Consider the following 21,712-nt stretch of genomic DNA (forward strand, 5'->3'; position numbering starts at 1 on the left):
GCTGTCAACCCTTGAGCGAGTTGAGTTCGTCGACGTTGATGCTCGACTTGTTGCGGAACAACAGGACCAGCAACGCGAGGCCGATGGCCGATTCGGCCGCTGCCACCGTCAGGATGAAGAACACGAAGATCTGGCCGTGCATGTCGCCCAGGTAGTGCGAGAAGGCCACGAAGTTCATGTTGACCGCGAGCAGCATCAGCTCGATGGCCATGAGCAGCACGATCAGGTTCTTGCGGTTCAGGAAGATGCCGATCACCGACAGCGCGAAGAGCATCGCGCCGAGCGAGAGAAAGTGTCCGAGCGTGATCGTCATGCCTTGGTTTCCTTTGCAGCATCCGCTGCCGGGGCCTCAACCACCGGCTCGGCCGCACGCGTGACGGGCATCTGCACGATGCGCACGCGGTCGCGCGCCTTCACGCGCACCTGGTCCGACGGGTTGACGTACTTGCTGTCCTTGCGGGTGCGCAGCGTCAGTGCAATGGCGGCAATGATGGCCACCAGCAGGATGACCGCGGCGATTTCCAGCGGATAGAGGTATTCGGAATACAGCAGCTTGCCCAGCTCAAGCGTGTTCGAGCTGTTGGGCGAGGTCGTTGCCATGGCGCGCGGGCCTTCGCCCAGGCGGAAGCCGCCCATGAGCACGGCCGCCATTTCGAGCGCAATGAGCGCGCCGACGCCTGCGGCCAGCGGGAAGTGCTTCCAGAAGCCCTCTCGCAGGCCGTCGACGTCGATGTCCAGCATCATCACGACGAACAGGAACAGCACCATCACGGCGCCGACGTACACGAGCACCAGTGCGATCGCAAGGAATTCGGCACGCAGCAGCAGCCAGATGGCCGAGGCCTGGAAGAAGGCCAGCACCAGGTACAGCGCGGCGTACACGGGGTTGCGGGAGGTGATGACGCGGAAGGCTGCAAACAGCAGCACCGCGGCAAAGAGATAGAACAGACCGGTCTTGACGTCCATTGGAATTCGATTGGTACGGGTTTCGAGCGGAGCCGGCTCAGCGGTACTTGGCGTCGGCCGCCTTGTTCGCCGCGATTTCTTTTTCGTAGCGGTCGCCCACGGCCAGCAGCATGTCCTTGGTGAAGTACAGGTCGCCGCGTTTTTCGCCGTGGTATTCGAAGATGTGCGTCTCGACGATCGAATCGACCGGGCAGCTTTCTTCGCAGAAGCCGCAGAAGATGCACTTGGTCAGGTCGATGTCGTAGCGCGTGGTGCGGCGCGAGCCGTCGTCACGCACGTCGGATTCGATGGTGATGGCCAGCGCGGGGCACACGGCCTCGCACAGCTTGCAGGCGATGCAGCGCTCTTCGCCGTTCTCGTAGCGGCGCAGCGCGTGCAGGCCACGGAAGCGCGGCGACAGCGGCGTCTTCTCTTCGGGGAACTGCACGGTGATCTTGCGCGCGAAGGCGTACTTGCCCGTGATGGCCAGGCCCTTGAACAGCTCGAACAGCATGAAGCTGCCCAGGAAGTCCTTGAGCGAGAACGGTGCGGAGGCCAGCTTGGAGGAGCGCGAGAGCCCCCCGGCGGTGTGTGAAGCAGTCATGATGTCGTCGCTTCCTGCTTATTTCCAGATGTTGAACGGCGTCTGCATCCAGCCACCGACCACGACCAGCCACACCAGGGTGACGGGAATGAAGATCTTCCAGCCCAGACGCATGATCTGGTCGTAACGGAAGCGCGGGAACGTCGAGCGCACCCACAGGAACATGGTGACCACGCAGAAGGTCTTGAGGCCCAGCCAGATCCAGCCCGGAATGAAGCTCAGGAACTCGAACGGCGGCAGCCATCCACCGAGGAACAGGATGACGGTCAGGATCGAGACGAGCCACATGTTGGCGTACTCGGCCAGGAAGAACATCGCGAAGCTCATGCCCGAGTACTCGATCATGTGGCCGGCCACGATTTCGGACTCGCCTTCCACCACGTCGAACGGGTGACGGTTGGTTTCGGCCAGGCCCGAGATGAAGTAGACGACGAAGATCGGCAGCAGCGGCAGCCAGTTCCACGACAGGAAGCCGATGCCCAGGTCCTGGAACATGCCCTTGCCCTGCACCGTCACGATGTCGGACATGTTCAGGCTGCCCGTGACCATCAGCACCACGACGAAGCAGAAGCCCATCGCGATTTCGTAGCTCACCATCTGTGCCGAGGCGCGCAGCGCGCCCAGGAAGGCGTACTTCGAGTTCGAGGCCCAGCCTGCGATGATCACGCCGTACACCTCGAGCGAGGTGATGGCCATCACGAACAGCAGGCCGGCATTGATGTTGGCCAGCGCCACATCGGGGCCGAAGGGAATCACGGCCCATGCGGCGAGCGCCGGCATGATGGTCATGATGGGGCCGAGCAGGAACAGCCCCTTGTTGGCGACCGTCGGAAGAATGATTTCCTTGGTCATCAGCTTGAGCGCGTCGGCGATCGGCTGCAGCAGGCCCAGCGGCCCGATGCGGTTCGGGCCCACGCGGATCTGCGTGAAGCCGATGGCCTTGCGTTCCCACAGCGTGAGGTACGCCACGGCGCCCATCAGCGGAATCACGACGACGATGATCTTGATCAGCGTCCAGATCACGGGCCAGACGACGGCGGTCCACCAGCCTGCGGCAACCAGCCCCAGGCCGAAGCCATGAATGGTGTCGATCATGCCAGTGCCTCCTCGGCCTGGGCCGGTGCGACTGGTGCGGCCGATGCGTTGCGCGCGTCGGCCGTCAGTTGCAGCGACGGTGCGCGGCGCACGATCGAGTCGAGCTGGTAGATGCTCGCGACCACGGGCGCAGCCACGGGGCCGCTGGCGGCCACGGCCTTGACGGACGTGGCGTTGCTCAGCGCATTCGCCGGCATGGCGCCCTTGTCGCCCACGGTGGCCAGCACCTCGGCGGTCGATTCGAAGGCGAAGCCCGGCAGGCCGAGCAGATTCGCGAGCACGCGCAGCACCTTCCACGCCGGACGCGTTTCGCCTTGCGGCTTCACGACGGCATGGAAACCCTGCAGGCGGCCTTCGGCATTGACGAAGGTGCCGGGCGTTTCGGTGAACGGGGCGATGGGCAGCAGCACGTCGCTGAATTCGAGGTTGGCCTTGAAGGGGCTCAGCGTGACCACCATCTGCGCATTGCCGATGACATCGGCCGCGGCAGCACCGGCGGCCGAGTCGAACACCGGTTCGGTGTTCAGCAGCAGCACGGCCTTGAGGCCCGAGCCTGCGGCGAGCATGCGGCCGGCATCGAGGCCGCCGTTCTGCGGGAAGGCGCCGACGAGCTGTGCGCCCACGGTGTTGCCCGCTTCGGTCAGGTAGCCGACGGTGGCGCCGGTCTGTGCGCCGATCCAGTTCGCGAGGGCCAGCAGGCTGCTGGCTTGCGCGTGGTGCGCGGCGGCATTGCCGAGCAGGATCGCCTTGCGCTCGCCGCTCAGCAGCGAGGCTGCGATGGCTTGTGCGGCGGCATCTGGTTCGTTCTTCGGTGCCAGCGGTGCGGCAGCGCCGTTGGTCTGGCCAATGGCAGCGGCCACGGCGGCCAGCACCTCGACCCATTGGTCGGCTTCGACGATGGACGCTTGCGCCACGTCGATGGCCCAGGCACCGCGGTCGGCCATGAGGCTGGACGAGGTGATCACCGACAGCGCGGCGCCCTTGCGCACGGCCTGGCGGATGCGCTGTGCAAACAGCGGGTGTTCCTTGCGCAGGTTCGAGCCGACGACCAGCGCGCGCTGCACTTGCGTGAGCGAGGCGATCGATGTGCCGAGCCAACGCACGCCTTCGAAGGCCGTGAATTCGGCGTTGCGCAGACGGTAGTCGATGTTGTCGCTGCCGAGTTCACGCGTGAGCATGGCGGCGAGCTGCAGCTCTTCGAGCGTGCTGTGCGGGCTGACCAGCGTGCCGATGCTCTGCGCACCGTGGTCGGTCTTGATCTGCTTGAGGCCATTGGCGACGTACTCGAGCGCCGTCTGCCAGTCGACCTGCTGCCATTGGCCGCCCTGCTTCAGCATGGGCTGCGTCAGGCGTTCCGTGCCGTTGAGCGCTTCGTACGAGAAGCGGTCGCGGTCGGCAATCCAGCATTCGTTGACGTCTTCGTTCTCGAGCGGCACCACGCGCATCACGCGGTTGTTCTTGACCTGGACGATCAGGTTGGCACCAGTGGAGTCGTGCGGGCTCACCGACTTGCGGCGCGACAGCTCCCAGGTGCGGGCGCTGTAGCGGAACGGCTTGCTCGTGAGCGCGCCGACCGGGCAGATGTCGATCATGTTGCCCGACAGTTCGGAGTCGACCGAGTCGCCGAGGAAGGTTTCGATTTCGGAGTGCTCGCCGCGATGCGACATGCCGAGCTCCATCACGCCGGCCACTTCCTGGCCAAAACGGACGCAGCGCGTGCAATGGATGCAGCGGCTCATTTCTTCCATGCTGATCAGCGGGCCGACGTCCTTGTGGAACACGACGCGCTTTTCTTCTTCGTAACGCGAAGAAGAACCGCCGTAGCCGACAGCCAGGTCTTGCAGCTGGCATTCGCCGCCCTGGTCGCAGATGGGGCAGTCGAGCGGGTGGTTGATCAGCAGGAACTCCATGACGGACTGCTGGGCCTTGATGGCCTTGTCGCTCTTGGTGCGAACGATCATGCCCTGCGTAACGGGCGTGGCGCAGGCCGGCATCGGCTTGGGCGCCTTTTCCACGTCGACCAGGCACATGCGGCAGTTGGCCGCGATGCTGAGTTTCTTGTGATAGCAGAAGTGCGGAATGTAGGTGCCCGCCTTTTCGGCCGCATGCATCACCATGCTGCCTTCGGTCACTTCGACCTTCTTGCCGTCGAGTTCGATTTCGATCATGTCTGTGTTTCTTCTCGCACTCAGGCCTTGACGGGTGCCGTCGGGACGTGACCCGGAATCAGGGCCTCGAACTCATGGCGGAAGTGCTTGATCATGGCGCGCACGGGCATCGCTGCCGCATCGCCGAGCGCACAGATGGTGCGGCCCATGATGTCGCCGGCCACGGAGTCCAGCAGCTGCATGTCGCTGGGCTTGCCTTGGCCGTTGTGGATGCGGTCCACCACGCGGTAGAGCCAGCCCGTGCCTTCGCGGCAGGGAGTGCACTGGCCGCACGACTCATGCATGTAGAAGTACGAGAGGCGCTTGAGCGACTCGACCATCGAGCGGCTGTCGTCCATGACGATCACGGCGCCCGAACCCAGCATGGAGCCGGCCTTGGCGATGGAGTCGTAGTCCATGGTGCAGGCCATCATGATGTCGGCCGGCAGCACCGGCGACGACGAACCGCCGGGAATCACTGCCTTGAGCGTGCGACCCTTGCGCACGCCGCCAGCCAGTTCGAGCAGCTTGGAGAACGGTGTGCCCATGGGCACTTCGTAGTTGCCGGGCAACTCGACGTCACCGCTCACCGAGTAGATCTTGGTGCCGCCGTTGTTCGGCTTGCCGCACTCGAGGTAGGCCTGGCCGCCATTGCGGATGATCCAGGGCACCGCCGCGAAGGTCTCGGTGTTGTTGATGGTGGTCGGCTTGCCATACAGGCCGAAACTCGCCGGGAACGGCGGCTTGAAGCGCGGCTGGCCCTTCTTGCCTTCGAGCGATTCGAGCAGCGCGGTTTCTTCGCCGCAGATGTAGGCACCGAAGCCGTGGGCCGCGTGCAACTGGAAGTTGTACGTGCTGCCCATGATCTTGTCGCCAAGATAGCCCGCGGCGCGCGCCTCTTCGAGGGCGGCCTCGAAGCGATCGTAGCTCTGGAAGATCTCGCCGTGGATGTAGTTGTAGCCCACGCTGATGCCCATCGCATACGCGGCGATGGCCATGCCTTCGATCACGATGTGCGGGTTGAACTGCAGGATGTCGCGGTCCTTGCACGTGCCGGGCTCGCCTTCGTCCGAATTGCAGACGAGGTACTTCTGGCCCGGGAACTGGCGGGGCATGAAGCTCCACTTCAGGCCGGTCGGGAAGCCGGCGCCGCCACGGCCACGCAGGCCCGAGGCCTTCACTTCGGCGATCACCTGGTCGGGCGTGAGGCCCTCAGTGAGGATCTTGCGCAGCGCCTGGTAGCCGCCGCGTGCCTCGTAGTCGGCCAGATGCCAGTTGGTGCCGTCGAGGCCTGCATAGATCTGAGCGCCGATGTGGCGGTCATGGAAGCAGGTCTGGACACCGGTGGCCTGGAATTGCGAGAGAACCTGTTCGGGCGTCATCACGAAGCCTCCCCTGGCTTGGCACTGCGCAAACCGTCGATGAGCTGGTCGAGCTTGTCGTTGCTCATGAAGCTGCACATGGTGCGGTCGTTGACCAGCATCACAGGCGAATCGGCGCAGGCGCCGAGGCATTCGCTCTGCTGCAACGTGAACAGGCCGTCGGCCGTGGTCTCGCCCATCTTGATGCCGAGCTTCTTCTCGAGGTGGACCAGCGCGGTCACGCCGTCGCGCAGCTGGCACGGCAGGTTGGTGCACACGTTGAGCTTGAACTTGCCCACCGGATGCTGGTTGTACATGTTGTAGAAGGTCGTCACTTCGTGCACGGCGATGGGCGCCATGCCGAGGTAGGCGGCGATCTCGCGCTCGCGCTGCACGCTCACGAAGCCTTCGTCCTGCTGGACGATGGCGAGGCAGGCCATCACGGCCGACTGCTTTCCGGCTTCGGGGTACTTCGCGACCTCGCGCGCAAAGCGCTCGAGGATGGCGGCCTTCAACGGCGCCGAAGGCACCGCGTCATGGTGATGGGTTGAGGAAGTCGTCATTCGCTCTTTCTCACCTGTCGATTTCGCCGAACACGATGTCCATCGTGCCGATCACCGCGACAGCGTCGGCGATCATGTGGCCGCGCGACATTTCGTCGAGGGCAGCGAGGTGCGGGAAGCCCGGGGCGCGGATCTTCAGGCGGTACGGCTTGTTGGCGCCGTCACTCACGAGATAGATGCCGAACTCGCCCTTGGGATGCTCGACGGCGGCATACGCTTCGCCTTCGGGCACGTGGAAGCCTTCGGTGAAGAGCTTGAAATGGTGGATCAGCTCCTCCATGTTCGCCTTCATCGATTCGCGCGCAGGCGCGGCGACCTTGTGGTTGTCGGTGATGACCGGACCCGGATTCACGCGCAGCCATGCCGAGCACTGCTGGATGATCTTGTTGGCCTGGCGCATCTCTTCCACGCGCACGAGGTAGCGGTCGTAGCAGTCGCCGGTCTTGCCGACGGGCACGTCGAACAGCATCTGGTCGTAGACGTCGTAGGGCTGCTTCTTGCGCAGGTCCCATTCGACGCCCGAGCCACGCAGCATCGGGCCGGTGAAACCGAGGTTCAGCGCGCGCTCCGGCGTGACCACGCCGATGCCTACGGTGCGCTGCTTCCAGATGCGGTTGTCGGTGAGCAGCGTCTCGTACTCGTCGACCATCTTCGGGAAGCGCTTGCAGAAGTCGTCGATGAAGTCGAGCAGCGAACCCTGGCGGTTCTCGTTCAGGCGCTCGATCGCCTTCGCGTTCTTGATCTTGCTGACCTTGTACTGCGGCATCGAATCCGGCAGGTCGCGGTAGACGCCGCCCGGACGGAAGTACGCCGCGTGCATGCGCGCGCCGGACACGGCCTCGTACATGTCGAACAGGTCTTCACGCTCGCGGAAGCAGTAGATGAGCATGTTCATCGCACCGCAGTCGAGACCGTGCGCACCCAGCCACAACAGGTGGTTCAGCAGGCGGGTGATCTCGGCGAACATCACGCGGATGTACTGCGCGCGGATCGGCACATCCAGGCCCATCATCCGCTCGATGGCGAGGCAGTAGGCGTGCTCGTTGGACATCATCGACACGTAGTCGAGGCGGTCCATGTAGGGCAGCGACTGGATGAAGGTGCGCGATTCGGCGAGCTTCTCGGTCGCGCGGTGCAGCAGGCCGATGTGAGGGTCGGCACGCTGGATCACTTCGCCGTCCAGCTCGAGCACCAGGCGCAGCACGCCGTGTGCTGCGGGGTGCTGGGGACCGAAGTTGAGTGTGTAGTTCTTGATTTCGGCCATATCTGTCAGTGCAAACCGCCGCCGTAGTTGTCTTCGCGGATCACGCGCGGCGTGATTTCGCGCGGCTCGATCGAGACCGGCTGGTAAACCACGCGCTTCTGCTCTTCGTCGTAGCGCATTTCGACGTGACCCGACACCGGGAAGTCCTTGCGGAACGGATGGCCGATGAAGCCGTAGTCGGTCAGGATGCGGCGCAGGTCGTCGTGGCCGTCGAACACGATGCCGTACAGATCGAAGGCTTCGCGCTCGAACCAGGTGGCGGCGCTCCAGACGGGCTGGAGCGAGTCGACCACGGGCAGGTCTTCATTCGGCGCGAACACCTTGAGGCGCACCCGCTGGTTGAGGCTCACGGAGAGCAGGTGCGAAACGACGCAATAGCGCTCGCCTTGCCACTCGCCTTCGCGGTAGTCGGAATAGTCCATGCCGCAGAGGTCGATCAGCTGCTCGAAGCGGCAGCCGGGCGCATCGCGCAGCAGCGTTGCTGCATCGATGTAGTCGGCGGCACTGACCACGACGGTCACTTCTTCGAGCGCGAGCGTCACGCTCTTGGCCTTGGCGCCGAGCGTCTCGGCGATCGTGGCGCGCAGCACCTCCGGCGAAATTGCAAAGTCAGTCATCGTCGGCAATCTCTCAGGCGCGGGCAATGGTGTTGGTGCGGCGAATCTTCTGCTGCAACTGGATCACGCCGTACAGCAGTGCTTCAGCGGTGGGCGGGCAACCCGGCACGTAGACGTCGACCGGCACGATGCGGTCGCAGCCACGCACCACGGAATAGCTGTAGTGGTAGTAACCGCCGCCGTTCGCGCAGGAGCCCATCGAGAGCACCCAGCGCGGCTCGGGCATCTGGTCGTAGACCTTGCGCAGCGCCGGCGCCATCTTGTTGCACAGCGTGCCGGCCACGATCATCAGATCGGACTGGCGCGGGCTGGGGCGGAACAACATGCCGAAACGGTCGATGTCGTAGCGGGCAGCGCCCGCGTGCATCATTTCGACCGCACAGCATGCGAGGCCGAACGTCATCGGCCAGAGAGATCCGGTCTTCGCCCAGTTCACGACCGAGTCGTAGGTCGTGGTGACGAAGCCTTCTTTGAGAACGCCTTCAATGGCCATCGTGTTGCTTCCTTGTCATTCCCAGTCGAGCGCGCCTTTTTTCCACTCGTAGACAAAGCCCACGACGAGGATGGCGAGAAAGATCATCATGGCCCAGAAGCCAACAGCGCCGATTTCCTTGAGCGCAATGGCCCACGGAAAGAGAAAGGCAATTTCGAGATCGAAGAGGATGAAGAGAATCGCGACGAGGTAATAGCGCACGTCGAACTTCATGCGCGCATCCTCGAAGGCTTCGAAGCCACACTCGTAGGGTGCATTCTTCGCAGCATTGGGCCGATTGGGCCCGAGGATGTATCCGATGACTTGCGGGGCGACGCCTACGCCGACCCCGACCAGAATGAACAAAAGGACGGGAAGGTAGGAATCGAGGTTCATCGAGAAATTTTCACCGCTTGCCACCGACAGAAGAGCCTCTGGATAGAGATCTTCTGCCGGTGAGATTTGGTGCGGTCGGCGAGACTCGAACTCGCACAGCTTTCGCCACTACCCCCTCAAGATAGCGTGTCTACCAATTTCACCACGACCGCGGTTTTAAACTGTCCAGATGGCATGAGGTGCCGTTGAGGCATTTGGCTTTCTGAACAGATTTAGAGTTTACCCTGAAATGAAGCCGTTTCTCACAGACGGCTGCATGAAAACAACCTGATTACTTGGCCGGAATCTGGCCAGTGCCCGAAACGGGTGCTGCAGGCGCAGAAGCGGCCTTGGCAGGTGCTGCCGCAGAAGGGATTTCGCCCGCGGCGCCAGTCGCAGGAGCAGCCGGTGCAGCAGGCGTACCCACGGCTGCGCGCTCCAGCAGGCTGCCACCGCCCGCAGGACGTGCATGGCTGAAGTAAGCCAGCAACAGCGTGCAGGCAAAGAACACCGCGGCCAGCACGGCCGTGGTGCGCGAGAGGAAGTTGGCACTGCCGCTGGCACCGAACAGGCTGCCTGCACTGCCGCTGCCAAAGGCCGCGCCCATGTCGGCGCCCTTGCCGTGCTGGATCAGGATCAGGCCGATCATGGCCAGCGCCGACAGCATTTGCACGCCGACCAGAAGATTGAGGACCACGTTCATTCGTTCTTACTCCTAAGTGATGGCTGCCGTTGCCGCGATCAGCGTGCAGCGGCAGAAATGATCTGCAGAAAGTCGGGCGCCTTCAGCGAGGCGCCGCCGATGAGGCCGCCGTCGATGTCGGCCTGCGCCAGCAGTTCGGCGGCATTCGCCGCGTTCATGCTGCCGCCGTACAGAATCTTGATGCCCGCGGCGTGTTCGCTCGCCGCATGATGCAGTTGCGCACGCAGCACGGCATGCACCGCCTGCGCCTGCTCCGGCGAAGCCGTCTTGCCTGTGCCGATGGCCCAGACCGGCTCGTAAGCCACCACGATTTCGCTGATGCAGTGGCCGTTCAGATGAATCACCGCGGCCAGCTGACGCTTGACGACCTCTTCGGTCTGCCCTGCTTCGCGCTGTGCGAGCGTCTCACCCACGCAGACGATTGGCGTGATGCCGTTCGCCAGCGCCGCCGCCGTCTTGGCCGCCACCACGTCGTCGGTTTCGCCGTGGTACTGGCGACGCTCCGAATGGCCGACGATGGCATAGCGCACGCCGAAGTCCTTCAGCATCGCTGCCGACTGCTCGCCGGTGAACGCGCCTTGCGGATGCGCCGAAATGTCCTGCGCGCCGAGAGCCAGCGACGTCGAACCCGCCAGCAGCGATTGCAGCTGGGCGAAGTACGGCGCCGGTGCGCACAGTGCGACACCGCAAGCCGCCGGGCTGGCAGCCAGCCCTTGCTGCAGGGCCTTCACCAGCGCCTCATTGGCGGCCAGGCCGCCATTCATCTTCCAGTTGCCGGCAATCAGTTTCTTGAAGGTTGTCATCGCGTTGTTCGTCTCACCAAGTCAGCACGATCTTGCCGATGTGCTGGTTCGATTCCATCAGGGCGTGTGCCTGGGCCGCGCCGCTGGGCTCACCTGCTGCCGCATAGGTGCTGTGGATCACGGGCTTGACCGCGCCGCTTTCGAGCAGCGGCCAGACCTTCTCGCGCAGCGCCTTGGCAATGGCGCCCTTGAACGCCACCGGCCGTGGACGCAGCGTCGAGCCGGTGATCGTGAGCCGCCGACGCAGCACGAGGCCCGCGTTGATCTCGCTCTTCACACCGCCCTGCACCGCAATGATCACGAGCCGGCCGTCTTCGGCCAGGCATTCGATCTCGCGCGCCACGTAGTCGCCGGCCACCATGTCGAGCACCACATCCACGCCCTTGCCGCCCGTGAGCTGCTTCGCCACTTCGACGAAATCGCTCGTGCGGTAGTTGATCGCGTGGTCGGCGCCGAGCTTCAGGCAGGCTTTGCACTTGGCGTCGCTGCCGGCCGTGACGATCACGGTCGCGCCCAGCGCCTTGGCGATCTGGATCGCCGTGACGCCGATGCCACTCGAGCCGCCCTGGATCAGCAGGGTCTCGCCCTTCTGCAGGCGGCCGCGCTCGAACACATTGCTCCAGACGGTGAAGAAGGTTTCGGGCAGCGAGGCCGCCTCGATATCGCTCCAGCCCTTGGGCACCAGCAGGCATTGCGCCACAGGCGCCACGCACAGTTCGGCGTAGCCACCACCGGCCACCAGCGCGCACACGCGGTCGCCGACCTTGAAGCCCGCATCGGCCAACGCCTTGGCGTCGCCCGACACGATCTCGCCGGCCACTTCAAGGCCCGGCAGATCGGAAGCGCCCGGCGGCACGGGGTAATGCCCCATCCGCTGCAGCACGTCCGGGCGATTGACGCCACTGGCCGCCACGCGGATCAGGAGCTCGCCCTCGCCGGCGACCGGGTCGGGACGCACAGCGACGCGCAGCACCTCGGGGGCGCCGTACGAAGTGATCTCAATGGCTTTCATGGGGTCTCCGAGACTCGGATGCCCGCACGGGGGCGGGCATCATTGGCTGTCCACGAGAGGCGACGGCACCAGGCCGTCGCGCCTCACTGCTTACTCCTGCGGTTCGCGCGGAGCTTGCTGCTGCGACTCGCCGGCGGGCTGCTGTTGCTGCTCGCTGCGGGGCTGTTGCTGCTGGTCGTTGAAGCGCGGTGCGCGCTCGCCACGATCACCACCACGGTCGCCGCCGCGATCGCCGCGGTCCGAACGCTCACGGCGGTCGCCGCCACGGTCACCGCGATCGCCGCGGTCTTCACGCGGCGGGCGCTCGCTGTATTCCATGCCGGCCGGACGCTCGGTCAGGGCCTTCATGGACAGCTTGACGCGGCCCTTTTCGTCGGTCTCGAGAACCTTGACCTTCACGATCTGGCCTTCGCTCAGATAGTCGGTCACCTTCTCGACGCGTTCGTGCGCGATCTGGCTGATGTGCAGCAGGCCGTCCTTGCCGGGCAGCAGGTTGATGAGCGCACCGAAGTCCAGGATCTTGGTGACCGGGCCTTCGTAGACCTTGCCGATTTCGACTTCAGCGGTGATCTGCTCGATGCGGCGCTTGGCGAACTCTGCCTTTTCCGGATCGGTCGAGGCGATGGTGATGGTGCCGTCTTCGTCGATGTTGATCGTCGTGCCGGTTTCTTCCTGCAGGCCACGGATGACCGAGCCGCCCTTGCCGATCACGTCGCGGATCTTCTCGGGGTTGATCTTCAGCGTGGTCAGGCGCGGAGCGAAGCTGGAGACTTCGGCCTTGGCCTCGCCCATCGCTTCCTGCATCTTGCCCAGGATGTGCATGCGCGCTTCCTTGGCTTGCGCCAGTGCGACCTGCATGATTTCCTTGGTGATGCCCTGGATCTTGATGTCCATCTGCAGCGCGGTGATGCCGTTGGTGGTGCCGGCCACCTTGAAGTCCATGTCGCCCAGGTGATCTTCGTCGCCCAGGATGTCGGTCAGCACCGCGAAGCGGTTGTCTTCCTTGATCAGGCCCATGGCGATACCGGCCACGTGCGCCTTCATGGGCACGCCGGCGTCCATCATCGAGAGGCAGCCGCCGCAGACCGAAGCCATCGACGAGGAGCCGTTCGACTCGGTGATTTCCGACACGACGCGAACCGTGTACGGGAATTCTTCCTTGGTCGGCAGCACGGCGACGAGCGCGCGCTTGGCCAGACGGCCGTGGCCGATTTCGCGGCGCTTGGTCGAGCCCATGCGGCCCACTTCGCCGGTGGCAAAGGGAGGCATGTTGTAGTGGAACAGGAAGCGGTCTTCGTATTCGCCAGCCAGCGCGTCGATGCGCTGTGCGTCGCGTTCGGTGCCGAGCGTGGTGATGACCAGCGCCTGCGTTTCACCGCGCGTGAACAGGGCCGAGCCGTGGGTACGGGGCAGCACCGAGTTGCGGATTTCGATGGGACGCACAGTGCGCGTGTCGCGGCCGTCGATGCGGGGTTCACCCGACAGGATCTGGCTGCGAACGATCTTCGATTCGATCGAGAACAGCAGGTCGTTGACCTTGCCGGCGTCGAAAGGCTCGCCGCTTTCCTTCAGCGATGCCATCACGCTGGCATTGGCTTCGCGCAGGGCTTGCGTGCGGGCTTGCTTGCTGCGAATTTGATAGACAGCGCGCAGCTTTTCTTCGGCCAGGCCCTTGACCTTGGCGACGAAGGCTTCGTCTTCGGCAGGGGCTTGCCAGTCCCACACCGGCTTGCCGGCGTCGCGCACGAGGTCATGGATCGCGTTGATCGCGATGTTGGCTTGTTCGTGGCCGAACACCACGCCGCCGAGCATGATTTCTTCGCTCAGTTGCTGGGCTTCGGACTCGACCATCAGCACAGCAGCTTGCGTGCCGGCGACGACGAGGTCCATCTGCGAATCCTTGCGAGCCGTCTGACCCGGATTCAGCACGTACTGGCCGTTGATGTAGCCCACGCGGGCGGCACCGATCGGGCCGCTGAACGGGATGCCGGAGATCGACAGGGCGGCGCTCACGCCGATCATGGCGGCGATGTCGGCGTCGACTTCAGGGTTCAGCGACACGGTGTGGATGACCACGTGCACTTCGTTCAGAAAGCCTTCGGGGAACAGCGGGCGGATCGGACGGTCGATCAGGCGGCTGGTCAGCGTTTCGTGTTCGCTGGGCTTGGCTTCGCGCTTGAAGAAGCTGCCGGGGATCTTGCCCGCAGCGTAGGTCTTCTCGATGTAGTCGACGGTCAGCGGGAAGAAATCCTGGCCCGGCTTGGCGGACTTGGAGGCGACCACAGTGGCCAGAATCACGGTGCCGTCGATGTCGACAAGCACAGCGCCATTGGCCTGGCGGGCGACTTCACCCGTTTCCATGACGACGGTCTTGTCGCCCCATTGGAAGGACTTGGTGATTTTGTTGAAGAGGCTCATTATTGCTCCTATTTTGATAGCGAATCACACAGGATTCGCAAGGGTCGGAGGCTGCTCAGAACACGATGCCATTCCAGCGAAGCTCGGGGCGAACTTCATTGGAATGACACAGCTTCGCTCTGTTGGGCACTCCGAAAGTGGATCGCGAAGTAAAAAACGCCTGAGCTAGCGGACTAACCCAGGCGTTTTTTCATGCGATTCGAATTACTTGCGCAGACCCAGCTTGGCGATCAGCGCGGTGTAACGCTCGGCGTCCTTGGACTTGAGGTAGTCGAGGAGCTTGCGACGGCGGCTGACCATGCGCAGCAGGCCGCGACGACCGTGGTGGTCCTTGGCGTGCGTCTTGAAGTGGGGGGTCAGCTCGTTGATACGGGCGGTCAGCAGTGCGACTTGCACTTCAGGGCTGCCGGTGTCGTTGGCTGCACGGGCGTTGTCTTTGACAACTTCGGCCTTGATGGAGGCTGCGATCATGTTGAATTTCCTTGTTCCGGGATGTTTGACTTGCGGTGAGCACTGGAACTGCCCTCACCGTGCGCCTTGCGGCATGCAAAGCTTTGGGAGTATACATCGGCCGGCTTGACCGCTCCTTCCCGCCGCCTTCCGTCGAGCGAAACCAGCCCCACGGCGCCCAGCACGCAGGCGGCGCCGGCGATCTGGGCCCAGCCCACCGCCTCCCCCAGCCACCACGCGGCCAGGACCAGCGCCGACACCGGCATCAGCGCCGTGAACAATGCCGCCTCGGCGCCCCGCAGCCGGGCGGCGCCCGCGTACCAGAGCAGGAAGCCGGCCACCGTCGGCACCAGCGCGCAGTAGGCGACGCCAGCCAACGCCTCGGCCGGCACCGGCTGAAGCCAGGCGCGCTCCAGCAGCGCCGGAACCACGGACAGCAGCAGCCCCAGCGCGACCATCGCAGTCGATTGCACGAGCGGCGCCAGCGGCACGCGCAGCCGCTTGTTGAGCAGGATGAAGAGCGACTCCAGCGCCACCGCGCCCAGCACCAGCAGATTGCCGAGCAACGCGGTCGACGTGCGCTCGCCGCCCTCCCCACCCGGGCGCAGCGTGATCGCCAGCACGCCCAGGCTCGCGAGCACGATCCCGCCGATCAGATAACGCCCCGGCCGCTCGCGCAGCGCCAGCACCGCCACCAGCGCGGCCATGGCCGGCAGCGTGCCGGTCACCACGCCCGCATCGGCGGCCGGCGCCCAGCGCACGCCCAGGATCAGCAACACCGTGTAGCCGACGCTGCCCGCCGCCGCCTGGCACAGCAGCAGCACGGCGTCGTGGCGATCGGGCCGCGGCCAGCGGGCGCGCATGCACCACATGAGCGCCGCGAACACGGGCAGCGCCAGCCCGAAGCGCAGCGCGGTCGCCGTGAACGGCGGCAGGCCGCTCGCAATGAGCTTGCTCGCGACCACCGTGCTGCCGACCGTGACCATCGCGAGTGCGCACAGCCACATTCCCTTGCTTCGTTCCGACATGCTTCTTCGCCTTCCGATTGCGTTGGCAACCACAAAGGCGCGAGCGTCTCCCGCCGGGGCTCCGGCGGTCTTGAACGAAATTGCAGGGAGGAAAGAAGTCAGCCGCAGCGCGCCGCCGCATACGCCCCGGGCGTGAAGCCCAGGAAGCGCACGAAGGCCCGCGTCATGTGGCTCTGGTCAGCGAAGCCCGCGTCGGCGGCGGCATCGGCCAGCGCCCTGCCCTGCGCGATCAGCCGGCGAGCGCGCGACAGCCGGCACTGCTGCAGCCAGGCATGCGGCGGCAAGCCGAAGGCGACCGCGAAGCCGCGCAACAGCTGGTAGCGGCTCAGGCCTGCTTCGTGCGCGAGTTCGGCGAGCGTGGGCGCGTGGATGCAATCGTCGGCGATGCGTGCACGCGCGCGCTCCATCGCTGCCGGCGCCACACGCTGTGGTGATTCAGGAGCCCGCGCGCCAGGCGCATCGCGCAGCAGCCGCAGCACGCCCTGCTCCAGCGCCAGCACGTCGTCGCCTTCGACAACGGCCGTGAACAGTCGATCAAAGCCCCGCCGCAGCGCCGGATCACTCAACACCGGCCGTGTCAGCTCGAACCCCGGCGACACACCGTCCGACAGCAGCGCAGGCGCCAGATGCAGCATCCGCCAGGCCCGCGCTTCGCCGCGCATCGCAACACCGTCGTGCACCTCGCCCGGATTCACCGTGATGACGTCGCCGCGTACCGCTTCAACCGCGCCACGCCCGCTGGCCGAGCGCTGCCCGCCGCGGTCCATCACGCCGATGCCGAACACGTCGTGCATGTGGCGCGGAAAGCTGCGGTTCGATTCGGCCGCGATCGCCTGCAGGCCTGGCAGCGCCGACCCGCGGATGCGCACGGCATCGACGGGCGCGGGCCTCGATGCCATGCGGAGAGCCTCAGTGCGCCTGCTTGGCCAGCCAGCCGCGCAGCCGCTCGACGCCCTGCACCAGCCGCCGCGGGTCTTTCGACGCGAAGCACCAGCGCAGCCAGCCCTGCGCCTCGGGCGCAAAGGCGTTGCCCGGCGCGAGCCCCAGGCCGGCTTCGGCGACGAGGCGCTTGGCGAGTTCGAGCGAATCGCCGAAACCTTCGAGCCGGAAGAAGGCATACATGCCACCCTTGGCCGGCGCCACCTGTACGCCCGGCATGGCCGCCAGCAGCGGCACCAGCGTGTCGCGGCACTGCTTCAGGTGCGCAACCACGCGCGGCGTGATGTCCGCCGTGTGTTCCAGCGCGGCGATGGCGGCGCGCTGCGTGAACACGCTCGCGCACGAGGTGTTGAACTCGATCAGCTTGCCGATGCCGTCGACCATCGCTGGCGGCAGCACCAGCCAGCCGAGGCGCCAGCCGGTCATGAGAAAGCTCTTCGAAAAGCTGTGCGTCACGATCAGGCGGTCGTCGGGCGTCGAGATGTCGAGGAAGCTCGGCGCACAGCCATTCGGCGTGGGCTCGAAGTACAGGCGCTCGTACACCTCGTCGGCCAGGATCCAGGTGCCGGTCTCACGGCAATGGTCGAGCACGGCCTGCTGCTCGTCGCGCGTCATCGTCCAGCCCGTGGGGTTGTTCGGCGCGTTGACGATCAGCAGCTTCGTCTTCGGCGTGACCGCGGCGCGCAATGCGGGCAGGTCGAGCGTCCACTGTCCGTTCACCGGCACCAGCGACACCGTGCGCACCTGCGCGCCCATGATCGCCGGCTGCGCCGTGAGGTTGGGCCACACAGGCGTGACGGCGACCACGTCATCGCCTGCGTCGACCAGCGCCTGCACCGCGAGCATCAGTGCGCTCACGCCGCCCGAGGTGACGGCGATGCGCGAGGCATCGACCGCCGGATGCAGGCGGCTGGTGTAGCGCGCAATGGCTTCGCGCAGTTCGGGCAGGCCGAGGTTGTGCGCGTAGAAGGTTTCGCCGCGCTGCAGCGACTCGATGGCCGCCTGGCGGATCACCTCGGGAGTGACCTCGTCGCTCTCGCCGAACCAGAAGGCGAGCACGTCGTCGCGGCCCATGCCGGCGTTGGCGACTTCGCGGATCTTCGAGGCTTCGAGGTGGTGGATGGCTTCACGCATGTCTGGGGATTCCTGTGCTGTCGGGGTCGTCTGCCTCAAGGGCGCTTCATCTTGCAGGAGGTGGGCTGCTCGGCGCGCTCGGGCGCGATCGTCTTGATCACGCGGAAGCCGTAGCCCGAGCCCTCGACGTCGAACTGCACGCCGGGCTTGCCCTGCTTGTCCATCACGCCCACCACGAGCTGCTGCTGGAACTGATGGTCCGCCGCGCGCATGCGGCCGCGCTGGCCGTACAGGCTCACGTCGGCCTGCTCCAGCGCACGCGCCAGCGGCACGGCCTCGGTGTTGCCCGCGCGTTCCAGCGCCTGCGCGAGCGACTCGACCAGCAACTGCATGCGCATGTGCACGTAGTCGTCGGCCGGCCGCGGAAAGCGCGTGCGGAACGCGCGGTAGAAGGCTTCGGACTGCGGCGTCTGCACGTTCGGCAGCCAGTCGGCCACGGCGACCACGCGGCCGATGCCCGCGTCGCCGATGGCGGCGGGCGCGCCCAGTGCGTTGCCGTAGAAGGTGTAGAAGGTGCCGTTGAAACCGGCTTCGCGCGCAGCCTTCACGAGCAGCGTGAGGTCGTTGCCCCAGTTGCCGGTGACCACGGCCTGCGCGCCGCTGGCGAGGATCTTGGTGGCGTAGGGCGCGAAGTCCTTCACCTTGCCCATCGGGTGCAGCTCGTCGCCGACGATCTCCACGTCGGGGCGCTGCGCGCCGAGCTGGCGGCGCGATTCGCGCAGTACGGCCTGGCCGAAGCTGTAGTCCTGGCCGATCAGGTAGACGCGCTTGAGCGCCGCATCGTCCTTGACCACATCCATCAGCGCGGCCACGCGCATGTCGGCATGGGCGTCGAAGCGGAAGTGCCAGAAGCTGCAACGCTCGTTGGTCAGCACCGGATCGACCGCCGAGTAGTTCAGGAAGATCGCGCGCCGCGACGGGTCGCGCTCGTTGTTCTTGTCGATGGCATCGATCAGTGCCGCCGCCGTCACCGACGAGTTGCCCTGCAGCACGATGCGGGTGCCATCGTCCATGGCCGCGCGCAGCGCGGAGAGCGCCTCTTCGTTCTGGCCCTTGCTGTCGTAGCGGTCGAGCTGCAGCGGCCGCGCGCCGCCCGGCAGCTTCACACCGCCGCGTGCATTCACGCGCTCCACCGCCCACAGCAGGTTGCGAAACACGGCCTCGCCGGTGTTGGCAAACGGGCCGCTCATGCTCTCGATGAGCGCCAGCCGGATGGGGGCGGGTGGCGGGGCCTGCGCGAAGCCGGCGAACGGGGTCGCGCATAGCGCCGCCGCTGCGAATTTCAAGGCCTGGCGGCGCCAAATAAAGGGGGTTTTCATTGTCTTGAAACGCGTGCCGATGCGCCTAGATGAGGTGTCAAGCGGCACTCACGATGGAAAGGCCGCGCAGTGTAAGGGACACACATTCCATGTCCCCGTTGTGTTCATTCATCCAGGAGTTTCAGCCATGTTTTTCGCCCCCACCCACCGCACCGCGCATTTCGCTCCCCGTGCCCACGACCGTGCTTTCGAGCGCTTCGTGAACGACGCCTTTGCCGGCGCCCGCCGCTCGCCCCTGGTCGAGCAGGACGACAAGAGCTGGACGCTGTCGCTCGACGTGCCCGGCCTGTCGCGTGAAGACCTGTCGGTGGCCATCGAAGGGGCCGTGGTTCGCATCGAAAGCAAGGCCGAAGCCAAGCGCCAGATCAAGCTCGCTTACGAGCTGCCGCAAGCCATCGACCTGGCCACCAGCGACGCCAAGCTGGAGAACGGCGTGCTGACCCTGAAGCTCGGCAAGCTGGTGCCGGCAAGCCAGGTTTCGAACTTGCAGATCAACTAGTCCGAGCGATGCCCCCACGAAGAAAATGTTAGTGACAGCTTGTTTTGACTTTAAACAAGCGTCGTATTCACAATAGTGCCGTATAACGTCACATGATGTGACGATTTATTAGTACTTTCTTCTTCGTGGGCATCTCGTAAACGCATCGAGTTCCCGGGACGGTGCGGACAGCGGGTGTGCCTCAAGGCACCATGAAAACGCACCTGCAGTCAGCCAATGACAACGAACAGTCGGACACGCTCCTGATCTTCCTGCCAGGGGCGTATCTCAAACCTGAAGAGTTCGAGCGCGAGGGCTTCATCAGCGCCGTGCGCGAGCGGCACCTGGCAGCCGACTCGCTGCTGGTCGATGCGGACGTCTCCTACTACTACGACCAGACCCTCAGCGAGCGGCTGCACGCCGACGTCATCGAGCCCCAGCGGGCCAAGGGCTACACCTCGATCTGGCTGGTCGGCATTTCCATCGGCGGTTTCGGTGCGCTGATCCACGAACTGGCGCGGCCGGGCTCGGTGGACGGCATCGTGGCGCTGGCGCCCTACCTCGGGCGCCGCGTGCTCGGCGCGGAAATCAAGAAGGCCGGCGGCCTGCGCACCTGGCAGGCGCCCACCGGGCCTCAGCCCGACGAGGAACCTGACCGCAAGCTCTGGCCCTTCTTCCAGCAGTACCTGGCAGCGAAGCCTTCCAAGGACCTGCCGCCGCTCTACCTGGGTTTCGGCCTGGCCGACCGTTTTGCCAGCAACCACAAGCTGCTGGCCGACGCCCTGCCCCCGGGGCGCGTGTTCACCACCGAAGGCGGCCACGACTGGCCCGAGTGGCGCCAGCTCTGGCGCAATGTGCTCGACGTGCTGCCGCTGCCCTCGCTGCCCGCGCTGGTGCGCGGCGCACGCGCGCCGGCTATGCGGTTTCCGGCTGTGGCGTCTCGGGCGTCATCAGCGATGCCATCGGCCATCGCGGCTTGACGTCGAAGGCATAGCGCTCCGAAGCCTGCGACAAGCCCGACTGCAGCCGCATGGCGGCCGCCATGGCGATCATGGCGCCGTTGTCGGTGCACAGGTGCAGCTCGGGGTAGTGCACGCGCACCTTGCGCTTCGCACACGCCGCGTTCAGCTGCTCGCGCAGGTTCTTGTTGGCCCCCACGCCCCCCGCCACCACCAGCCGTTTCAGGCCGGTCTGGTCGAGCGCCGCGAGCGACTTCTTCAGCAGCACCTCGACGATCGCCGCTTGCGTGGAAGCCGCCAGGTCGGCCTTGCGCACGTCGAGCTGGTCGCCGAGCTTCTTGGCCTGCGTGAGCACGGCCGTCTTCAGGCCGGCAAATGAAAAGTCGAGATCGCCGCTGTGCAGCAGCGGGCGCGGCAGCTTGAAGGCCGCGGCATCGCCCTCTTCGGCCAGCTTCGCGAGCCAGGGGCCGCCGGGGTACGGCAGGCCCATGAGCTTGGCGCTCTTGTCGAAGGCCTCGCCGGCCGCGTCGTCGATGGTTTCGCCGAGCAGTTCGTAGCGGCCCACGCCGTCGACCCGCATCAGCTGCGTGTGGCCGCCCGACACCAGCAGCGCCACGAACGGAAATTCGGGCGGGTCGGCGCTCAGGAACGGCGACAGCAGATGCCCTTCGAGGTGATGCACGCCCAGCACCGGCTTGCCCAGCGCCACGCCGAGCGCACAGGCCACGCCCGCGCCCACGAGCAGCGCACCGGCCAGGCCCGGGCCGCGCGTGTAGGCCACCACGTCGATCTCGGCGAGCGAGCGCCCGGCCTCGGCCATGACGGCTTCGGTGAGCGGCAGCACGCGGCGGATGTGGTCGCGGCTGGCCAGCTCGGGCACCACGCCACCGTAGGCCTGGTGCATGGCGATCTGGCTGTGCAGCGCGTGCGAACGCAGCAGCGGCAGTGCGTCGCCGTGCGACTCGACCAGCGCCACGCCGGTCTCGTCGCAGGATGATTCGATTCCCAACAAGAGCATGGCGCCGA

General features: G+C 65.5%; 23 protein-coding genes and 1 tRNA gene. 2 read left to right on the forward strand and 22 right to left on the reverse strand.

All coding sequences use genetic code 11. From position 1 onward, the window contains the following. Positions 1–4: 4 nt before the first annotated feature. From nuoK to IG196_RS20045, 21 genes are all read right to left on the reverse strand, one after another. Entirely contained in the window at positions 5–313 is a 309-nt protein-coding gene (gene nuoK, locus IG196_RS19945; RefSeq protein ID WP_099791009.1) for an NADH-quinone oxidoreductase subunit NuoK, read from the reverse strand. Beyond that, on the reverse strand, positions 310–966 hold the full coding sequence (locus IG196_RS19950) for an NADH-quinone oxidoreductase subunit J (protein WP_192192668.1): 657 nt from the start codon (positions 964–966) through the stop codon (positions 310–312). Before IG196_RS19950 ends, nuoK begins: the two co-directional genes overlap by 4 nt. 37 nt (positions 967–1,003) lie before the next feature. Then, positions 1,004–1,549 carry an NADH-quinone oxidoreductase subunit NuoI gene (gene nuoI / locus IG196_RS19955; protein WP_101489708.1) on the reverse strand — a complete coding sequence of 182 codons (546 nt, stop codon included), beginning with the start codon at positions 1,547–1,549 and terminating at the stop codon, positions 1,004–1,006. Between the two features lie 18 nt (positions 1,550–1,567). Further along, the gene (gene nuoH, locus IG196_RS19960; protein WP_192192670.1) at positions 1,568–2,644 is read right to left on the reverse strand and encodes an NADH-quinone oxidoreductase subunit NuoH; all 1,077 of its coding nucleotides are present in this window, start codon (positions 2,642–2,644) and stop codon (positions 1,568–1,570) included. After that, positions 2,641–4,812 carry an NADH-quinone oxidoreductase subunit NuoG gene (gene nuoG / locus IG196_RS19965; RefSeq protein ID WP_192192672.1) on the reverse strand — a complete coding sequence of 724 codons (2,172 nt, stop codon included), beginning with the start codon at positions 4,810–4,812 and terminating at the stop codon, positions 2,641–2,643. The genes nuoH and nuoG overlap by 4 nt, the downstream gene beginning before the upstream one ends. Before the next feature lie 20 nt (positions 4,813–4,832). Next, complete coding sequence (gene nuoF / locus IG196_RS19970) at positions 4,833–6,173, reverse strand: NADH-quinone oxidoreductase subunit NuoF (protein WP_159271073.1); 1,341 nt, start codon at positions 6,171–6,173, stop codon at positions 4,833–4,835. After that, positions 6,173–6,715, reverse strand: a complete 543-nt coding sequence (nuoE, locus tag IG196_RS19975; protein WP_099791019.1) for an NADH-quinone oxidoreductase subunit NuoE — start codon at positions 6,713–6,715, stop codon at positions 6,173–6,175. Before nuoE ends, nuoF begins: the two co-directional genes overlap by 1 nt. A 10-nt stretch (positions 6,716–6,725) precedes the next feature. Beyond that, on the reverse strand, positions 6,726–7,979 hold the full coding sequence (locus IG196_RS19980; protein ID WP_099791021.1) for an NADH-quinone oxidoreductase subunit D: 1,254 nt from the start codon (positions 7,977–7,979) through the stop codon (positions 6,726–6,728). 5 nt (positions 7,980–7,984) lie between these two features. Beyond that, positions 7,985–8,596, reverse strand: coding sequence for an NADH-quinone oxidoreductase subunit C (locus tag IG196_RS19985; RefSeq protein WP_192192674.1), 612 nt, complete (start codon positions 8,594–8,596; stop codon positions 7,985–7,987). A 13-nt stretch (positions 8,597–8,609) separates the two neighbouring features. After that, on the reverse strand, positions 8,610–9,089 hold the full coding sequence (locus IG196_RS19990; protein ID WP_007837763.1) for a NuoB/complex I 20 kDa subunit family protein: 480 nt from the start codon (positions 9,087–9,089) through the stop codon (positions 8,610–8,612). A gap of 15 nt (positions 9,090–9,104) precedes the next feature. Beyond that, on the reverse strand, positions 9,105–9,464 hold the full coding sequence (locus IG196_RS19995) for an NADH-quinone oxidoreductase subunit A (RefSeq protein ID WP_099791025.1): 360 nt from the start codon (positions 9,462–9,464) through the stop codon (positions 9,105–9,107). Positions 9,465–9,531: 67 nt separating this feature from the next. Then, a tRNA-Leu gene (locus IG196_RS20000) sits at positions 9,532–9,616 on the reverse strand. A 119-nt stretch (positions 9,617–9,735) separates the two neighbouring features. Beyond that, positions 9,736–10,146 carry a preprotein translocase subunit SecG gene (secG, locus tag IG196_RS20005; protein WP_153283057.1) on the reverse strand — a complete coding sequence of 137 codons (411 nt, stop codon included), beginning with the start codon at positions 10,144–10,146 and terminating at the stop codon, positions 9,736–9,738. Positions 10,147–10,184: 38 nt separating this feature from the next. After that, a complete protein-coding gene (gene tpiA, locus IG196_RS20010; protein WP_192192676.1) occupies positions 10,185–10,949 on the reverse strand; it encodes a triose-phosphate isomerase in 765 nt (254 codons plus the stop codon). Positions 10,950–10,962: 13 nt separating this feature from the next. After that, a complete protein-coding gene (locus IG196_RS20015) occupies positions 10,963–11,961 on the reverse strand; it encodes an NAD(P)H-quinone oxidoreductase (protein ID WP_192192678.1) in 999 nt (332 codons plus the stop codon). 90 nt (positions 11,962–12,051) lie between these two features. After that, positions 12,052–14,379, reverse strand: a complete 2,328-nt coding sequence (gene pnp, locus IG196_RS20020) for a polyribonucleotide nucleotidyltransferase (protein WP_192192680.1) — start codon at positions 14,377–14,379, stop codon at positions 12,052–12,054. A 204-nt stretch (positions 14,380–14,583) separates the two neighbouring features. Next, on the reverse strand, positions 14,584–14,850 hold the full coding sequence (gene rpsO / locus IG196_RS20025) for a 30S ribosomal protein S15 (RefSeq protein ID WP_056579564.1): 267 nt from the start codon (positions 14,848–14,850) through the stop codon (positions 14,584–14,586). Continuing rightward, positions 14,847–15,857 (reverse strand): DMT family transporter, encoded by a 1,011-nt coding sequence (locus tag IG196_RS20030; RefSeq protein ID WP_192192682.1) that lies wholly within the window; start codon positions 15,855–15,857, stop codon positions 14,847–14,849. The genes rpsO and IG196_RS20030 overlap by 4 nt, the downstream gene beginning before the upstream one ends. 98 nt (positions 15,858–15,955) lie before the next feature. Further along, positions 15,956–16,756, reverse strand: a complete 801-nt coding sequence (locus IG196_RS20035; RefSeq protein WP_192192684.1) for an AraC family transcriptional regulator — start codon at positions 16,754–16,756, stop codon at positions 15,956–15,958. Between the two features lie 10 nt (positions 16,757–16,766). Next, complete coding sequence (locus IG196_RS20040) at positions 16,767–17,969, reverse strand: pyridoxal phosphate-dependent aminotransferase (RefSeq protein ID WP_225616739.1); 1,203 nt, start codon at positions 17,967–17,969, stop codon at positions 16,767–16,769. Next, entirely contained in the window at positions 17,966–19,249 is a 1,284-nt protein-coding gene (locus IG196_RS20045; RefSeq protein ID WP_192192685.1) for a branched-chain amino acid ABC transporter substrate-binding protein, read from the reverse strand. Before IG196_RS20045 ends, IG196_RS20040 begins: the two co-directional genes overlap by 4 nt. A gap of 127 nt (positions 19,250–19,376) precedes the next feature. Here IG196_RS20045 and IG196_RS20050 point away from each other — a divergent pair, with 127 nt between their 5' ends. Beyond that, positions 19,377–19,748: an Hsp20/alpha crystallin family protein gene (locus IG196_RS20050; RefSeq protein ID WP_101489693.1), complete on the forward strand. Its 372-nt coding sequence runs from the start codon at positions 19,377–19,379 to the stop codon at positions 19,746–19,748. A gap of 191 nt (positions 19,749–19,939) precedes the next feature. Beyond that, positions 19,940–20,707, forward strand: a complete 768-nt coding sequence (locus tag IG196_RS20055; RefSeq protein ID WP_192192687.1) for an alpha/beta hydrolase-fold protein — start codon at positions 19,940–19,942, stop codon at positions 20,705–20,707. On the opposite strand, the gene tsaD is transcribed toward IG196_RS20055, so the two are convergent. Then, positions 20,643–21,704, reverse strand: a complete 1,062-nt coding sequence (gene tsaD / locus IG196_RS20060; RefSeq protein ID WP_192192689.1) for a tRNA (adenosine(37)-N6)-threonylcarbamoyltransferase complex transferase subunit TsaD — start codon at positions 21,702–21,704, stop codon at positions 20,643–20,645. The genes IG196_RS20055 and tsaD overlap by 65 nt on opposite strands. Between the last annotated feature and the right edge of the window lie 8 nt (positions 21,705–21,712).

The sequence above is a fragment of the Variovorax sp. 38R genome, from assembly GCF_014843395.1.
Taxonomy (GTDB): domain Bacteria; phylum Pseudomonadota; class Gammaproteobacteria; order Burkholderiales; family Burkholderiaceae_C; genus Variovorax; species Variovorax paradoxus_H.

Coding starts and splice junctions, on each gene's coding strand:
- nuoK (WP_099791009.1), bottom strand. CDS start 313: ATGACGATCACGCTCGGACACTTTCTCTCGCTCGGCGCGATGCTCTTC.
- IG196_RS19950 (WP_192192668.1), bottom strand. CDS start 966: ATGGACGTCAAGACCGGTCTGTTCTATCTCTTTGCCGCGGTGCTGCTG.
- nuoI (WP_101489708.1), bottom strand. CDS start 1,549: ATGACTGCTTCACACACCGCCGGGGGGCTCTCGCGCTCCTCCAAGCTG.
- nuoH (WP_192192670.1), bottom strand. CDS start 2,644: ATGATCGACACCATTCATGGCTTCGGCCTGGGGCTGGTTGCCGCAGGC.
- nuoG (WP_192192672.1), bottom strand. CDS start 4,812: ATGATCGAAATCGAACTCGACGGCAAGAAGGTCGAAGTGACCGAAGGC.
- nuoF (WP_159271073.1), bottom strand. CDS start 6,173: ATGACGCCCGAACAGGTTCTCTCGCAATTCCAGGCCACCGGTGTCCAG.
- nuoE (WP_099791019.1), bottom strand. CDS start 6,715: ATGACGACTTCCTCAACCCATCACCATGACGCGGTGCCTTCGGCGCCG.
- IG196_RS19980 (WP_099791021.1), bottom strand. CDS start 7,979: ATGGCCGAAATCAAGAACTACACACTCAACTTCGGTCCCCAGCACCCC.
- IG196_RS19985 (WP_192192674.1), bottom strand. CDS start 8,596: ATGACTGACTTTGCAATTTCGCCGGAGGTGCTGCGCGCCACGATCGCC.
- IG196_RS19990 (WP_007837763.1), bottom strand. CDS start 9,089: ATGGCCATTGAAGGCGTTCTCAAAGAAGGCTTCGTCACCACGACCTAC.
- IG196_RS19995 (WP_099791025.1), bottom strand. CDS start 9,464: ATGAACCTCGATTCCTACCTTCCCGTCCTTTTGTTCATTCTGGTCGGG.
- secG (WP_153283057.1), bottom strand. CDS start 10,146: ATGAACGTGGTCCTCAATCTTCTGGTCGGCGTGCAAATGCTGTCGGCG.
- tpiA (WP_192192676.1), bottom strand. CDS start 10,949: ATGACAACCTTCAAGAAACTGATTGCCGGCAACTGGAAGATGAATGGC.
- IG196_RS20015 (WP_192192678.1), bottom strand. CDS start 11,961: ATGAAAGCCATTGAGATCACTTCGTACGGCGCCCCCGAGGTGCTGCGC.
- pnp (WP_192192680.1), bottom strand. CDS start 14,379: ATGAGCCTCTTCAACAAAATCACCAAGTCCTTCCAATGGGGCGACAAG.
- rpsO (WP_056579564.1), bottom strand. CDS start 14,850: ATGATCGCAGCCTCCATCAAGGCCGAAGTTGTCAAAGACAACGCCCGT.
- IG196_RS20030 (WP_192192682.1), bottom strand. CDS start 15,857: ATGTCGGAACGAAGCAAGGGAATGTGGCTGTGCGCACTCGCGATGGTC.
- IG196_RS20035 (WP_192192684.1), bottom strand. CDS start 16,756: ATGGCATCGAGGCCCGCGCCCGTCGATGCCGTGCGCATCCGCGGGTCG.
- IG196_RS20045 (WP_192192685.1), bottom strand. CDS start 19,249: ATGAAAACCCCCTTTATTTGGCGCCGCCAGGCCTTGAAATTCGCAGCG.
- IG196_RS20050 (WP_101489693.1), top strand. CDS start 19,377: ATGTTTTTCGCCCCCACCCACCGCACCGCGCATTTCGCTCCCCGTGCC.
- IG196_RS20055 (WP_192192687.1), top strand. CDS start 19,940: ATGAAAACGCACCTGCAGTCAGCCAATGACAACGAACAGTCGGACACG.
- tsaD (WP_192192689.1), bottom strand. CDS start 21,704: ATGCTCTTGTTGGGAATCGAATCATCCTGCGACGAGACCGGCGTGGCG.